This is a genomic window from Nocardia vinacea NBRC 16497, from assembly GCF_000308835.1.
GTDB classification, from domain to species: Bacteria; Actinomycetota; Actinomycetes; order Mycobacteriales; family Mycobacteriaceae; genus Nocardia; species Nocardia vinacea.
Genome location: NZ_BAGN01000219.1, coordinates 79138 through 94835, shown reverse-complemented (window position 1 = coordinate 94835; position 15698 = coordinate 79138). Strand labels below are relative to the sequence as shown.

The 15698-nt window shown below is 65.1% G+C and carries 13 protein-coding genes and 1 pseudogene; 10 read left to right on the top strand and 4 right to left on the bottom strand.

Features of this window, described 5'->3' with window-relative positions; all coding sequences use genetic code 11:
* On the top strand, positions 1-845 hold an 845-nt coding region (locus tag ON44_RS30860), incomplete at its 5' end, for a nuclease-related domain-containing protein (RefSeq protein WP_040696539.1).
* A gap of 1 nt (position 846) precedes the next feature.
* Here ON44_RS30860 and ON44_RS30855 read toward each other — a convergent pair.
* Positions 847-2676 carry an acyl-CoA dehydrogenase gene (locus ON44_RS30855; RefSeq protein WP_040696483.1) on the bottom strand — a complete coding sequence of 610 codons (1830 nt, stop codon included), beginning with the start codon at positions 2674-2676 and terminating at the stop codon, positions 847-849.
* A gap of 354 nt (positions 2677-3030) precedes the next feature.
* Between ON44_RS30855 and urtA the strand changes: the two genes are divergently transcribed.
* From urtA to ON44_RS30825, 6 genes are all read left to right on the top strand, one after another.
* Entirely contained in the window at positions 3031-4311 is a 1281-nt protein-coding gene (gene urtA / locus ON44_RS30850; protein WP_051182622.1) for an urea ABC transporter substrate-binding protein, read from the top strand.
* A 70-nt stretch (positions 4312-4381) separates the two neighbouring features.
* Entirely contained in the window at positions 4382-5266 is an 885-nt protein-coding gene (gene urtB / locus ON44_RS30845) for an urea ABC transporter permease subunit UrtB (RefSeq protein ID WP_040696481.1), read from the top strand.
* Entirely contained in the window at positions 5263-6411 is a 1149-nt protein-coding gene (gene urtC, locus ON44_RS30840; RefSeq protein WP_040696479.1) for an urea ABC transporter permease subunit UrtC, read from the top strand. Before urtB ends, urtC begins: the two co-directional genes overlap by 4 nt.
* Entirely contained in the window at positions 6408-7250 is an 843-nt protein-coding gene (gene urtD / locus ON44_RS30835; protein WP_040696476.1) for an urea ABC transporter ATP-binding protein UrtD, read from the top strand. The genes urtC and urtD overlap by 4 nt, the downstream gene beginning before the upstream one ends.
* Complete coding sequence (urtE, locus tag ON44_RS30830) at positions 7243-7935, top strand: urea ABC transporter ATP-binding subunit UrtE (protein ID WP_040696473.1); 693 nt, start codon at positions 7243-7245, stop codon at positions 7933-7935. The genes urtD and urtE overlap by 8 nt, the downstream gene beginning before the upstream one ends.
* Positions 7936-7945: 10 nt before the next feature.
* Positions 7946-8650, top strand: a complete 705-nt coding sequence (locus tag ON44_RS30825) for a GntR family transcriptional regulator (protein WP_040696469.1) — start codon at positions 7946-7948, stop codon at positions 8648-8650.
* Between the two features lie 57 nt (positions 8651-8707).
* On the opposite strand, the gene ON44_RS30820 is transcribed toward ON44_RS30825, so the two are convergent.
* The gene (locus tag ON44_RS30820) at positions 8708-9556 is read right to left on the bottom strand and encodes a TetR/AcrR family transcriptional regulator (RefSeq protein ID WP_245567400.1); all 849 of its coding nucleotides are present in this window, start codon (positions 9554-9556) and stop codon (positions 8708-8710) included.
* Positions 9557-9631: 75 nt separating this feature from the next.
* Between ON44_RS30820 and ON44_RS30815 the strand changes: the two genes are divergently transcribed.
* On the top strand, positions 9632-10864 hold the full coding sequence (locus ON44_RS30815) for an MFS transporter (protein WP_040696466.1): 1233 nt from the start codon (positions 9632-9634) through the stop codon (positions 10862-10864).
* Positions 10865-10978: 114 nt separating this feature from the next.
* Here ON44_RS30815 and ON44_RS54140 read toward each other — a convergent pair.
* Positions 10979-11080: pseudogene (locus tag ON44_RS54140) on the bottom strand (heat shock protein transcriptional repressor HspR); the annotation flags it as partial.
* Positions 11081-11130: 50 nt separating this feature from the next.
* On the bottom strand, positions 11131-12537 hold the full coding sequence (ramB, locus tag ON44_RS30810; RefSeq protein WP_040696463.1) for an acetate metabolism transcriptional regulator RamB: 1407 nt from the start codon (positions 12535-12537) through the stop codon (positions 11131-11133).
* Positions 12538-12630: 93 nt separating this feature from the next.
* Here ramB and ON44_RS30805 point away from each other — a divergent pair, with 93 nt between their 5' ends.
* Together ON44_RS30805 and ON44_RS30800 are read left to right on the top strand one after the other, a co-directional pair.
* On the top strand, positions 12631-14142 hold the full coding sequence (locus ON44_RS30805; RefSeq protein WP_040696462.1) for an ATP-dependent DNA ligase: 1512 nt from the start codon (positions 12631-12633) through the stop codon (positions 14140-14142).
* A gap of 194 nt (positions 14143-14336) precedes the next feature.
* Positions 14337-15623, top strand: a complete 1287-nt coding sequence (locus tag ON44_RS30800; RefSeq protein ID WP_051182621.1) for a lipase family protein — start codon at positions 14337-14339, stop codon at positions 15621-15623.
* Positions 15624-15698 lie beyond the last annotated feature (75 nt).

The following is a 15698-nucleotide window of genomic DNA, read 5'->3' as shown; positions in this document are numbered from 1 at the left end:
CCGAACAGGAATTCGTGGAATGCCTGCGGTCGTATCCGACGACCGGTGTCGCGTTGGTCGGCTTGGAGGTCGGCGATCACGGATCTCGTCGGGTCGATGCGATCATTCTGACCCCGCGTGGCATTACCGTGACCGATATCAAGGGCTTCCGACGCCGCCAGAGCGGGATTCTGAGCATTCCGGGCGACGGTCCGTGGACGATCAGCGCGGAGCCTGCCGATCTGGACGAGGAGATCTCCGGCAATCCCGTCGATCAGCTGGAACACAGTACGTATGCGGTGAAGACCAGGCTGGAGCGGGCGCTGATCGATCCGGGCCACATCTGCGGCGCCGTCGTGCTCGTGCCGTTCCGCGGGGTCGCGGTGCGGCCTGCTCGAACAAACCTGCGCCCCGGCATGGATGTCGTGGTCTCGAATGCCCGTGACGCGACCGAACTCCGTATCTATCTCGAGGGTTTCTCCGCCGGACCGCGCAGCTGGACCGCGGATCGGGTCTTCGCCGCCTGCGATGCGCTCGGCCTCACCGAAAAGCCTTCCCGCGCCGAGTTGCTCGCCGACGGCTTCGACGAGGTGCAGCCCAAAGCGCCGTCGCCGTCGGCGCGTGAGCTGCGCAGGCACGTCATCCCCGCGCCGCTGCCGCCGAGTAGGCGGCAGACGGCAGCGGGGTGGATGGTCTTCGCTGTCGCCCTGGTCGGTATGGTGGTGCTCCTCATCGTGATCGCGAGTTCGCTCGCGCACGATTCGGCCGATCCGGCCCGCGAATCGGATACCTCGACGACGAGCGTGACGCCCTCGCCGCCGCCGTACCGCCCGACCGAGTGCTGGCCCCTGCAGACCAACTGCTGATTCAGAACGCGGCTTCGTCCAGCTCCATGATGTCGTTGTCGATCGCGGCCACAATGTTCTTCACCGCGGTCAACTCGGGCAGTGCGTTCTTCGCGAAGAAGCTTGCGACAGCGACCTTTCCGGCATAGAACGCCCGATCCTTCTCCGGTGCTTCGGCGGCCAGGGCGGCGGCCGCGATCTCGGCCTGCGCCAGCAGTCGCCAGGCGATGAGCAGATCGCCGACCGCGAGCAGGAAGCGCACCGAGCCGAGCCCGACCTTGTACAACTCCTTCGGATCCTGTTGGGATGCCATCAGATAGCCGGTCAGCGTGGCCGCCATCGCCTGTACGTCGGCGACCGCGGTGGCCAGCAGCGCCCGCTCGGTTTCGAAGCGACCGGTCTTCGCCTCCAGGAAGGCGGCGATCTGTCCGGTTACGTGCGCGAGCGCCACACCCTTGTCCCGAATGATCTTGCGGAAGAAGAAGTCCTGCGCCTGGATGGCGGTGGTGCCCTCGTAGAGCGAGTCGATCTTCGCGTCGCGGATGTACTGCTCGATCGGGTAATCCTGCAGATAGCCCGAACCGCCCAGTGTCTGCAGCGATTCGGTCAGGTACTGGTAGGCCCGTTCGGAACCGACACCCTTGACGATCGGCAGCAGCAGATCGTCGACCCGGTGCGCCAATTCGGCATCGGCACCCGAAACCAGTTGCGCCACATCGGCATTCTGATGGGCGGCGGTGTAGAGGTATACCGCGCGCAGACCTTCGGCATAGGCCTTCTGCATCGCCAGCGAACGCCGCACGTCCGGATGGTGGGTAGTGGTGACGCGTGGAGCGGCCTTATCGGCCATCTGCGTGAGGTCCGCACCCTGCACGCGTTGTTTGGCGTAGTCGAGCGCATTGAGGTAACCGGTCGACAGCGTGCCTGCGGACTTGATGCCGACCACCATGCGAGCGTTCTCGATTACCTGGAACATCTGCGCGATGCCGTTGTGCACTTCGCCGACCAGCCAGCCCTTGGCGGGCACATCGGTCGCGCCGAAGGTCAGCTCGCAGGTGGGTGAGGACTTCAGGCCCATCTTGTGCTCGACACCGGTCACGTAGACGCCATTGCGGTCGCCCAGCTCCAGCGTCTCGTGATCGAACAGGAATTTCGGTACGTAGAACAGCGAGAGGCCCTTGGTGCCGGGACCGGCACCCTCCGGACGAGCCAGCACCAGGTGGAAGACGTTCTCGGCGGTCTCACCGACGTCACCGCCGGAGATGAAGCGCTTGACGCCCTCGATATGCCAGGAGCCGTCCTCCTGTTCGACGGCCTTGGTGCGTCCCGCACCGACATCGGAACCGGCATCGGGCTCGGTCAGCACCATGGTGCCGGCCCAGCCGCGGTCGTAACCCTTTGTGGCCCACTGCTTCTGCTCTTCGGTGCCGACATTGAACAGTACCGAGGACATCACCGGGCCCATATTGAAGAAGCTTGCGGCCGGGTTGGCGGAGGTGAGCATCTCGTTGATCGACCAGATGACCGCGGCGGGCGCGGGCGTGCCGCCCATCCCCTCCGGCATGCCGAGCCGACTCCAGTCGGCCTCGTTCACCGCCTGAACGGTCTTGCGTAGCGGTTCGGGCACCGAAATCGAGAAGGTGGCCGGATCGTAGACCACCGGATCGCGGTCGGCCGCGGCGAAGGATTCCGCCACCGGCCCCTCGGCCAGCCGCTTCACCTCGGCCAGGATCTCCCGCACGGTTTCCGAATCAAGATCGCCATAGGCACCCGTATCAAGGAGTTTGTCCAGTTCCAACACCTCGAACAGGTTGAACTCGATATCCCGAACGTTCGCCTTGTAGTGACCCACCGGTCCTCCTCGGACTCACGCCTCCACGACCGGGCAGCCGCGGAATCGGCGTTTTGACGTTGTACAAAAAGAGCCTGCCGCACCGCTGTCTTGCTACGCAACCGTAGGCACGTGGGGCTCCTCACAGCGGTTTGCCGAGCGATTACGGCAAACGTTCACGCGGCGGAAACATGTGAAACGGACTCGTCACCGAGAGATATTCCGGCGCAACAACTTCTGTCTAACGTTCGCACCACGAATACAGCCGTTGTATACAACTCGGTCTACAGCCATGACCGGGGCAAAGGCGGGCGTATTCGGCGCGGCGCACGTAGCGCCGCCGAACACCTGATGAAGTGAGAAGGGTGGCGCTCCATGCCAGATTCCCGTGATATCCGTCGATCGCGTTCCCGCCGCGTCAGCAAGGCGCTGGTCGTGCCGACGGCCGTCGCACTCGCCGGTCTGTTGCTAACCGGCTGTGGCGCCAAGGATGACGCCTCCAGCGGCGGCTCCAACGCCACGTCCTGCGTCGATACCTCGAAAGACTCGATCAAGATCGGCTCGCTGCACTCGCTGTCGGGCACCATGGCGATCTCCGAGGTGACCGTCGCCAACTCGACCAAGCTGGCCGTCGACCAGATCAATGCCGCGGGCGGCGTACTCGGCAAGAAGCTCGATCTGGTGCTGGAGGACGGCGCATCGGATCCGAAGACCTTCGCGGAGAAGGCCGAAAAGCTGATCAGCTCCGACTGTGTCGCCGCGGTATTCGGCGGCTGGACCTCGTCGAGCCGCAAGGCCATGAAGCCGAAGTTCGAGAGCCTGAACTCGCTGCTCTACTACCCGGTCCAGTACGAAGGCCTGGAGGACAGCAAGAACATCTTCTACACCGGCGCGACCACCAATCAGCAGATCCTGCCCGCGCTGGATTATCTGAAGCAGAAGGGCATCAAGTCCCTGTATCTGGTCGGTTCGGACTACGTCTTCCCGCAGACCGCCAATCGGGAAATCAAGGCATACGCGGCGGCGAACGGCATCGAGATCAAGGGTGAGGACTACACCCCGCTCGGCTCCACCGACTTCTCCACCATCGTGAACAAGGTTCGAAATGCCAAGGCGGGCGCGGTATTCAACACCCTCAATGGCGACTCGAATGTGGCCTTCTTCCGCGAGTACACCAATGCGGGCCTGAAAGCCGCGGATATGCCGGTGGTTTCGGTATCCATCGCCGAGGAAGAGGTCGCCGGTATCGGCGCGCAGAATATCGCCGGACAGCTGACCGCGTGGAATTACTACCAGACGGTCGACACTCCCGTGAACAAGAAGTTCGTCGCGGACTACAAGGCCGCATTCGGTGCCGACAAGCCGACCTCGGACCCGATGGAGGCCGCCTACGCCTCGGTCTACCTCTGGAAGAACACCGTGGAGAAGGCGAAGTCGTTCAAGGTGGCCGATATTCAGGCCGCGGCCGACGGTGTGACCTTCGACGCCCCGGAGGGCCTGGTCACCATCGACGGCTCGAACCACCACATCACCAAGACCGCCCGCATCGGCGAAATCCGCCCGGACGGACTGATCTACACGGTGTGGGACTCGGGCAAGCCCGTGACGCCGGACCCGTACCTGACGTCCTACGAGTGGGCCAAGGGCCTCAAGTAGTCGACTAGCGCCGGATGCGGGCCCTGTGAGGGGGAGCCCGCATCCGGCCGACCCCGTTAGGAAACCAAACATGGACGTGTTGATCGGCCAGCTCTTCACCGGGCTGAGTCTGGGATCCATTCTTCTGCTCGCGGCGCTCGGCCTTTCGCTGACCTTCGGTCAGATGGGCGTGATCAACATGGCGCACGGCGAATTCATCATGGCCGGGTGCTACACGACTTATGTTGTGCAGAAGGTCATCTCGTCGGCCGGGGTTTCGCTGGTCGTTTCATTGCTCATCGGCTTCCTGGTCGGCGGCCTGCTCGGCGCGGCCCTGGAAATGGGTCTGATCCGGTGGATGTACGACCGGCCGCTGGACACCCTGCTCGTCACCTTCGGCGTCGGACTCGTGCTACAACAGGCCGCGCGTGACATCTTCGGCGCTCCCGCGAAGAACGTGCTCGCACCCGATTGGCTCAGCGGCGGTGTCACCATTCTCGGTGCGGTGGTGCCGAAGACTCGCATCTTCATTCTCGTGCTCGCAGTCGTCGCGGTGACCGTGCTGGCCCTTGTACTCAAGACCACTCCGCTCGGTCGGCGCATCCGCGCGGTCGTGCAGAACCGGGGTCTGGCCGAGACCAGCGGCGTCTCCAGCCGCGTCACCGACATCAGTACCTTCTTCATCGGTTCCGGCCTGGCCGGGGTCGCGGGCGTCGCGTTGACCCTGATCGGGTCGACCAGCCCGACCATCGGGCAGAGCTATCTGATCGACGCCTTCCTGGTCGTCGTGATCGGCGGGCTCGGGCAGATCAAAGGCACCGTGATCGCGGCGTTCGCGCTGGGCCTGCTGAATTCGTATATCGAGTACTCCACGACGGCCTCGATCGCGAAGGTGATCGTCTTCGTCATCATCGTCATTTTCCTGCAGGTTCGTCCGCAGGGGCTATTCACCGTTCGGACGAGGAGCCTGGCATGACCACACTCGGACAACGTTGGCGCGCACACCCTTCCATGACCGCGTGGGGCGGCTTCGTCGTCGCCGCGATCCTGCTGTTCGCGGTCGCGCCCGCCGTGCTCAGTGACTTCCGGCTCAACCTGCTCGCCAAATTCCTGTGCTTCGCGATTGTGGCGGCGGGCATCGGATTGGCTTGGGGCCGTGGCGGAATGCTCACGCTCGGACAGGGCGTGTTCTTCGGCATCGGCGCCTACATCATGGCGATGCATCTGCAGATGGCCGATGCGGCCCGGCTGCACAATGAGGTGCCGGAGTTCATGGAGATTGCCGGTATTCGCGAATTGCCGTCGTTCTGGCGGCCTTTCGCGTCGGCGCCGGTCGCCTTGATCGGCATTCTGGTGCTGCCCGCGCTGATTGCGGCGGCACTCGGTTACGGCGTATTCAAGCGCCGGGTCAAGGGTACGTATTTCGCGATCCTGAGTCAGGCGTTGGCCGCGGCGCTCGCGATTCTGCTGACCGGACAGCAGAAGATCGGCGGATTCACCGGACTGTCGGACTTCCGTGCCTTTTTCGGCTTCAAGCTCTCGGATCCAGTGAACCGGCAGATGCTGTTCTTCATCGCCGCGGGCACCCTGCTGCTGGTGGTCGCCGCGGTGCGCCAGCTCATGCACAGCCGCTACGGCGAATTGCTTGTCGCCGTGCGCGATCAGGAAGAACGCGTGCGCTTCCTCGGTTACGATCCGGCCAATATCAAGATCGTGGCCTATGTCGTCGCGGCATTCTTCGCGGGCATCGCGGGTGCGCTGTTCACCCCGATCGTCGGCATCATCTCGCCCGCCGATATCGGTGTCGTGCCGTCCATCGCATTCATCATCGGTGTGGCGATCGGCGGACGGACCACACTGCTCGGCCCGGTACTCGGCGCGATCGGCGTGGCCTGGGCACAGACGGCGCTCTCGGAGGAGTTCCCGTCCAGCTGGACCTATCTGCAGGGTGTGCTGTTCATTGTGGTCGTCGGGTTCATTCCGGCGGGTCTGGCCGGGGTGTGGCCGATGTTGAAGGGGTTGCTGGACAGTAAGTTTCGTAAGCCCACTGCGCATACTCCGGTAGTGGTCGATGAACCGCTGCCCGAAGTCGTGACCGAGGAGAAGGTGGAATCCCGATGAACGCGCACGACCCGAAGCCGGGCGGCAATGCGGGCATGTCGAGTGAATACCTCGAAATCCGCGGACTCTCGGTGAGTTTCGATGGATTCAAGGCGGTCTCCGATGTGGATCTCACTGTGCTGCAGGGTGATCTGCGGTTCCTGATCGGGCCCAATGGGGCGGGGAAGACCACTCTCATCGATGCGATCACCGGCCTGGTGCCCGCAACCGGATCGGCGCAGAAGTCCGGTGTCGAATTCCTCGGGAAGAAGGTGCACCAGATCGCTCGGCTCGGCATCGGCCGAACCTTCCAGACGGCAAGTGTTTTCGAACAACTCAGTGTGCTGCAGAATCTCGATATCGCGGCAGGTGCGGGGCGTTCGGCGCTGACACTGTTGCGCCGCCGCAAGTCGGTATTGCCGAGTATCGAAGAGGCACTGGAGATCACCGGTCTCGGCGAATTGCGCGATAAGCCCGCCGGAGTGCTGGCGCACGGGCAGAAGCAGTGGCTGGAGATCGGCATGCTGCTGGTGCAGAACGCCTCGGTACTGCTGCTCGACGAACCGGTGGCGGGTATGAGCGCCGAGGAGCGTGAGGAAACCGGTAATCTGTTGCGGCGCATCGGCGGTGAACGCATTGTCGTGGTGGTCGAGCACGATATGGATTTCATGCGGTCCTTCGCGACCTCGGTGACCGTGCTGGCCGCCGGCAAGGTACTCAGCGAGGGCACCGTCGAACAGGTGCAGGCCGATCCGAAGGTGCAGGAGGTCTACCTCGGCACCGCCGCGGCCATCGGCACCGAACTCGAAGACGCGCAGACCGCGCAGGAGCTGACCGCAAAGGAGTCCGCCGATGCTTGAGCTCATCGATATCCATTCCGGATACGGCCGGACCGAGGTGATTCACGGCGTCTCGATCACCGTTCCCGACGACAGTGTCGTGGCGATCATGGGGCACAACGGCGCGGGCAAGACCACGCTACTGCGTACGGCAGTCGGTCTGATCGGCACCAAATCCGGACAGATCAACTTCAACGGTGAGGCGATCACCAAGATGTCGCCGTCGCGTCGGGTCAAGCGTGGAATCGCGTATGTGCCGCAAGGGCAACAGAGTTTTCCGCAGCTGAGCACCGCCGAGAATCTGCAGGTCGTCGCCGACGGCCGCAAGCGCGGTAAGGCCTTGATCGACGAATCGCTCGACCTGTTTCCGGCACTGCGCGAACTGTTGAATCGCAAGGCGGGCTTGCTGTCCGGCGGCCAGCGCCAGCAATTGGCGATCGCCAGGGCGCTGATCACCGAGCCGAAGCTGCTGATTCTCGATGAACCGACGGAGGGCATCCAGCCGTCGGTGGTCGCCGAAATCGAGCGCACCATTATCGATTTGACCGGTCGCGGCGGACTCAGCGTGCTGCTGGTGGAACAGCACATCGGCTTCGCACTGCAAGCGGCGCAACGCTATTACGTGCTGCAGTCCGGACGCGTGACGTCCACCGGCGAGGGCGGAGCGGGCGCGGAGACCTCGGTTCGCTCGGCGATGGCGATCTGAGCTGGCCGCCATGACGCGCAAGGGGCGGGTTCCGCTCAGCGAGCAGGTTTACGAATCGCTGCGGCGGGACCTGGCCACGGGGGCGATCGTGCCCACCGAACGGCTCGGCGAGGAACGCTTGGCCGACACCTACGGGGTTTCGCGCACCCCCGTGCGGGAAGCGCTCGCCCGGCTGCAGGCCGACGGATTGGTGGAGCGGCACGCCGATGGGCTGTATCCGTATCGACCGCGGTTGGAGGAGCTGGACAATCTGTTCGAGTTGCGGATTGTGTTGGAGACCAGGGGAATTCAGCGCGTCATCGGCATCGTCGGGGAACCCGCACCGGCGCACGACTTGTCGCTGGTGCGTGCGGAACTCGATACCTGGCGCGGATTTCGCGACGATCCGCCCGAACCGGGACCCGCGCTGGTCGCCGCGGACGAGCAGTTCCACACGACTCTGCTCGCGGCGGCGGGCAATACGGCGCTGGCGGATGCACTCACCGGGGTGTACGTCCGGGTTCGGCCGGTCCGAACCCTGGACTTGCCTACGCCGGAGCGGATCGCCACCATGACCGCCGAGCACATCGCTATCGCCGAACAACTGCTCGACGGTGATCCGGATGCCGCGCTGCGCACGCTCACCGCGCACATCGGTAGCTCGCGCACGCATGTACTCGCGCGTGCCCAGCAGGCGATCGAGTTCACGAAACTCTCACGCGCCGTCCGGGATTGACTCTGGATCCGATCGGCGTCGATACCGGGAATCGCTTGTGTCGGAACCGAAAAGCACTCAATCGGCGAGGAGCTTCAGCACGACGGGGCGCGACAGGGTGCCCGAGACCCGGCGAGCGAGTTGGTTGGCGCTGGTGCCGTCGGCGTGCGCGTCTCGCAGGGCGGCGGCGAGTTCGTCGCGGGCTGCGTCGGCCGCGGCTTGGGCCTCGCGCAGACGTTGCGCGGCGTGGTCTACGGGATCGGTCGGCGCATCGGCCGTGGCTGCGTCGTCAACCCCACTGGCCGATTCGGTGGTCAACTCGTTGACTGGCTCGCGGTGCGGGATTGATTTATCCGTTCGCAGCGCCGCCCTGGCGAACTCCATCATGAATTCGCGGGTCGCCCCCTGGTTCTCGGCATCCGCGCCGAGTAGTAGGCGGGTGGTCTGCGGGACGGCGAGGCTCCAGTTGGACAGGCCGCACAGGGCGAGCAGCAGTCGGCCGGCGTGGCTGGCTTCGACATCGAACTGCTCCTTGGCGCGGTCGAATTTGCGCAGGTAGTGCTGGGCGCGCCAGCCGTCGATATCGTGCGCGTCGGTGCCGCGGTGCAGTCCCTCCCAGAGCAAAAGCCGTAGCAGTTGCGGATTTTCGCGGTGGTAGTCGAACAGTTTGCCCACGTACTCGCCGGGTTCGGTCTCGGCCAGGGGCTGGACCACATCCATGAACTCGCGCATGGTGTCGATCAGGATGACGTCGAAGAGCTTGTCCTTGCTGCCGAACAGGCCGTAGATGCGCTCCTTGTTCACCCCGGCCGCCTCCGCGATCCGGTCCACTCGCGCGCCGGCCAGGCCGTATTCGGCGAATTCGTCGCGCGCGGCGCGCAGCAGGGCCTGCTTGGTCGCGTCGCTCCGTTTCATCGTGACCGTCATGACCGCGACTTTACCATCTCATTAAACCAACTATTTGGTTGACAATTGGTTGGCAATGGGCCTAACTTCGTCCACATGGCAACGCCGACTCTTCAGCTTCCGGCCGGTATCCCGGCTCCGGCACGCACTCGCAGCGCGTCACCACGCGCGCACACCGGGCGTACCCTCCCTGTTTTCGTCCTGTCCGCACTGCTGGCCACCGGCCAGATGTATATCCCGATTCCCCTTTTCACGGCCATGAAGGCCGACTGGAATGTGGGCGCGGGCGTCATGACCTGGATCATCAGCGCCTTCGCCTTCGGCTATGCGGGTGGCTTCGTGCTTTTCGGCCCGCTGTCGGATCGCTACGGCCACCGCCGGGTACTGGTCACCGGCATGATCGCCGCTGCAGTGGTCACACTGTTGACCGGTCTGTCGTTCAGTGCGCCGATCGCGGTCGGCCTGCGCGTCGCGCAGGGACTTGTCGTCGGTTCGATTCCGCCCGCGATCATGGCCTATATCGCCACCCGCATCGCACCGGCGCATCGGGCGGTGGTGACCATGTCGGTCGCCACCTCCTTCCTGGCCGCGACCGTGCTGGCGCAGATCGCCTCGCAGGCCGTCGTCGCCGCGTTCCCGTGGCGCACCATGTTCATCGGCTCGGCCGTGGTCTTCGTGGCGCTCGCATTCGTCTTGCGTGCGGTCATGCTCGATGACGCACCCACCGGTCGCGACAAGCCACTTGTGCACAGCTACGCCGCGATCCCCGCGGTGCTGCGGATCAAGGCGCTGCTGCCGATGCTCGCCGCGGGCGCGCTGGCCATGGCGGTGATGGTCGGGGTGTACACCGGCATCGAAATCACCGGTCTGGTCAAGGGTTCCGGTGAACTGCTCGCCCTGCGTGCGGGAGCGCTGCCGGTGATGTTCGCACTACCGCTGCTGGCCATCCCGCTCGCGCGCCTGACCAAGCCGGGGCAGATGGTGCTCGGCGTGCTGGTCGCCGCGACCGCCATGGTGATCGCCACCTTCGAGGGCACCCACCTCGCGGTGCTGACGATTCTGCTCGCCGTGCTGGTCGGTGGGCTCGGCGTCATCGCGCCCGCGGTCCTGCAGACCGCGGGGGAGTTGGGTGGTGAGGCGCGCGCCGCCGCGTCATCGGTCGCCATGTTCAGCTTCTACGTCGGTGCCACCGCCGGACCGCTGGTGGCCGCGGCCGCTGCGCCACACGGCTTTTCGGTGCTGGCATGGACCCTGGCCATCCTGCTGGTCGCGGCGCTCGGCCTGACCCTGTTCGGGGTGCGGATCCAGCGCTCGGCTCTGCCTGTGTAGGCGAATGCGCGAGGCCGACATCGGAATTCGCCGATGTCGGCCTTTGCGCGTTCCGGGCACCCCGACGCACCCGAATTCGAGTGGGCCGTACACGGAGGCAACGAACGACGTGCGGCGGTCATACGTGCGCAGTGTCTGCGCGTGCATACCCGCCAACTGGGCAGCCAGGGAGATCTTGAAGAACTCCGGCCGCGACACCGCGCTGCGGCTCCTCAGTCTGGCGTGCAGGACCGCAAGGATTTCCGTGCGGTGTGCGCAGCTCCGCGTCACTTGAGGACGTACGGCGATACCGAGCTTCGATGTTCGCTGATATCGAGCACTTTGCCCAGTGGCGGAAACGCGCGCTGGGGGCAATTGGTGCGTTCACAGACTCGGCAGCCCGCACCGATCGGCGTGGCCTTCGCCACGTCGAGATCGATGCCGTCGGCGTAGACGACGCGACCCGCGTGCCGCAGCTCGCAACCCAGACCGATCGCAAAGGTCTTGCTGGCCTGGCCGTATCGGGTCGCGCGGCGTTCGACGGTGCGGGCGACCCACAGGTATTTGCGACCGTCGGGCATCTGGGCGATCTGCGTCATGATCTTGCCCGGATAGGCGAAGGTCTCGTAGACATTCCACAGCGGGCAGGTGCCGCCGCTGGAGGAGAAGTGGAAACCGGTGGCGGACTGGCGTTTCGACATATTCCCCGCGCGGTCCACGCGCACGAAGGAGAACGGAACGCCGCGCAGCTTGGGCCGCTGCAGAGTGGACAGGCGATGGCAGATCGTCTCGTAACTCTGGGTGAAGAAGGCCGAGAGCCGCTCGATGTCGTAGCGGAAATCCTCGGCGACCTCGTGAAAGTGCGTGTAGGGCAGAACGGTTGCGGCGGCGAAGTAATTCGCCAGGCCGAGCATGGCCAGTTTGCGGGTGTCCTCGGAGGCGAAATTGCCCTCCTCGACCAGCTTTTCGAGCAGGTCGCCGCATTCGAAGTAGGCGAGTTCGGCGGCGAGTTTGAAGGTGCGCTGGCCACCGGACAGATGCGGCGCGATCTCCAGCCGCTGGGTCTCTGGATCGTAGCGGTGCAATACACCTTCGCCGAGATCGATGCGTTCGATGATGTGCACGTCGTGTGCGCGCAGCAGGCGGGCGATCTCGCTGTTCACATCGCCGCCGTGGAAGCGGATGCGGGCGGTGAGTTCCTCTGCGGCGGTATCCAATTCGTGGATGTAGTTCTGCCGCTGATAGAAGAAGTCGCGCACTTCCTCGTGCGGTTTGCTGATCGTCGCGCTGCCGGAGCCGTCGGCGAAGCGGTCCTCGGTGGCGGCGGCCAGCTGTGCGGAGGTGTTGCGATACCGGTTGTGCATATTGACCAGTGCGCGCGCCATGCTCGGATGCGCGGAGACCATATCCGCGATCTCCTGGGTATCGGCCTCGATACCGAGCTCCTGGTCCATAACGACCTCTTGGAGTTCGGCGATGAGCCGAGTGTCGTCCTGGGAGGAGAAAAATGTCGCGTCGACGCCGAACACTTCGCTGATGCGCAGCAATACCGGTACGGTGAGCGGGCGCACATCGTGTTCGATCTGGTTGAGGTAACTCGCCGAGATCTCCAGCTTCTGGGCGAGTGAGACCTGGCTCAGCCCTCGTTCGGTCCGCAGCTGACGAAGCCGCGCCCCGACGTAAGTCTTGGCCATATGTCCAGTTTATGGGCGGATTCGCAAACCTGCCAATGGGTAATTAGCAGCAGAGCTGAGCGATATGTCACAGGGGCGGGTTACCGTCGAGTGATGCTGTTCTCGGATGTCGTGCAGGCCTCGGAGACCGTCCGTGCGACCCGGTCCCGGAAGACGAAGATCGCGACCTTGGCCGCGCTGTTGTCCGAGGCCGCCCCGGATGAGCTGGAGCCGGTGGTCGCCTGGGTCTCCGGTGAACTACGGCAGGGGCGTATCGGCACCGGCTGGCGCACGCTGACAAACCTCAACTGCGACCCGAGTGAGCTTGCGACGCTGACGGTTTCGTCGGTCGACAACACGCTGAGCGAATTGGCCACCACCTCCGGGCCCGGCTCGACCAACCGGCGCAAGGAATTGCTACGCGGATTGTGGACCGCCGCGACCGCCGACCAGCAGGCCTTCCTGATGCGTCTGCTCGGCGGGGAGTTGCGTCAGGGTGCGCTCACCGCGATCGTCGCCGAGGCGGTCGCGGTGGCCGCGGCAGTGCCGATCGAACTGGTCCGACGGGCCTACATGCTGTCCGGGCAGCTACCGGTCACGGCCGTCGCCGCGCTGACCGGCGGGGCCGAGGCACTGGGCGAATTCCGGCTCGAGGTCGGCCGCCCGATCCAACCCATGCTCGCCTCGCCCGGTGCCACGCTGGACGAGGCGATGGCCGAATTCGGCGACGAGGTGAGCGTCGAACACAAGCTGGACGGCGCGCGCATCCAGGTGCACCGGGAGGGTTCGCGGGTCTGGGTGTTCACCAGGACGCTGCGCGATATCACCGCCGGTGTGCCGGAACTGGTCGATCTGGTCGCCCGGCTCGACTGCACGAGCGTGGTGCTGGACGGAGAAACGTTGGCGCTCACCGATTCCGGACGGCCGCGCCCGTTCCAGGAGACGATGAGCCGCTTCGCCGAGGTCAGCTCGACCAGGGAATTACTGCTGCACCCGTACTTCTTCGACTGCTTGCATCTGAACGGTGCGGATCTGCTCGACGCGCCGCTGCACGAGCGCCGCACGGCGTTGACCAAGGTCGCGGCCGCCCACAGCATCCCGGCCCTGATCCGACCCGACGCCGAGGCGGCCGCGGAGTATTTCGACGGCGCGCTGGCCGCCGGCCACGAGGGTGTCATGGTCAAGTTGTTGACCGCGCCGTACGCCGCGGGCCGCCGCGGCCGGTCCTGGCAGAAGATCAAGCCGACGCACACCCTCGACCTGCTGGTGCTCGGTGCGGAATGGGGTTATGGCCGGCGCACCGGCTATCTGTCGAATCTGCACCTCGGCGCGCGCGATCCGGAGACCGGTGATCCGGTGATGGTCGGCAAGACCTTCAAGGGCCTCACCGATGCGCTGTTGCATTGGCAGACCGCCGAATTCCCGCGGCATGAGCGCGCCCGCGACGAATACACCGTCTACCTCTGGCCCGAACTCGTCGTCGAGATCGCCCTCGACGGCGTCCAGGTGAGTCCGCGCTATCCGGGCGGTGTCGCCCTGCGCTTCGCCCGCGTTGTGCGGTATCGACCCGATAAGTCCGCCGCCGATGCCGACACCATCGAAACGGTCCGCGCGCTGCTGCCGTAATCGAGCGGTCCGTGCTGCTCGACAACCTCGCCCCGCATCAGGATCCGCGCGAGCGGCGTCCGAATCGTTATGCGGGCGAACGGTACTGTTCCCGGTATTTGTGCTGGTCATAGGCCAGACTGGCTCCGATTCGGTCCGACTACACGCTCGGAAACGGGGACTTGGCGTTGCTCGGTATGGCACGAAAACGATGGATGGGATCGTGGTCGGCCATCGGTCGGCCGATACGGAAGGTGGCGGTGCTCGGTGCGGTGATTTGTGTCGGGGCGGTGGCGGCGGTCGGTATCGCGGTGCCGGGAACGGTTGCGGCGGAGCCGGATCCGGTCGCCGGTATCTTGCACCCCGCGCGTGATCCCGCCGCTGTCATGCCGACGCCGCTCGCCGACCCCTTCTATACACCGCCGCGGGGTTTCGAAAACCTGCGTCCGGGCGCGGTGGTCGCGGCCCGTGTCGTCGATATCGGGCTGACGCCGACGCCGATCACCGCCACCGAACTACTGATCCGGTCGACCGATGCCAAGGGCCGTCCGGTACCGGTGGTCGCCACCCTGCTCGTGCCCATCGCGCGGTGGGAGGGTTCGGGGCCGCGCCCCGTCGTCGCCTACAACGTGCCGATCGATTCACTCGGCAACCGCTGTGCGCCGTCGCAGCAGCTCAAGCTGGGTCTATCGGCCGGTCTCCGCTCGGTGCAGCTGCCGCTTTCGAAGAACTATGCGGTGATCGTGGCCGATCACCAGGGTCCGCGACAGGCGTACGCGGCCGGACGCATGGCCGGACATGCGGTACTGGACTCGATACGCGCCGCCGTGCAGACGCCCGAGTTGGGTTTGTCGCCCGATGCGCCCGCGGTGGTCTCCGGGTACTCCGGCGGCGCCATCGCCTCGGGCTGGGCGGCGCAACTCGCACCGGAATACGCGGGGGAGCTGAACCTCGTCGGTGCTGTAGTCGGTGGCGTTCCCGCGGACTTCGGCATGCTGATCAATACGATGAACGGCGCTAATGCCGCCTCCGGCGTATTCCTGGCCGCGACCCTCGGTCTGGCCAGGGAGTATCCGGAGATCATGGGCCTGTTCAACGACAACGGTTGGCGCCTATCGCAATTCGCGAAGGACCTCTGCTTTCTGGACGCGGCGCTGCTCGGCGTGCTCGCGCCGATACCCGCGGAGACGCTCACCGATGTGGCCCACCCGGCGAAGCTGCCGATGATCAGGGAGATCCTGGCCGAGAACCGCCTCGGCACCGCCGCGCCGCGGGTGCCGGTCTTCCTGTACCACGGCATCAACGAGGTGTGGATTCCGTTCGCCGGGGCCGAACACCTCTACGACGACTGGTGCCGATTGGGGGTTCCGGTGCGCTTCGAGGTGCACCTCGGCGAGCATCTGATCGTCGCCGACACCGGAGTTTCGGCCGCCAATTCCTGGATCGATCAACGCTTCGCCGGCGCGCCGGAACCGGTCGGCTGCTCCAAGGTCAGCAGATAGAGCGAAGATTCACGGTAGCCGATCGAAAATGAGTCCCGACAAGCGGCAACCGCATGGCAATCCCGATCGTGATTG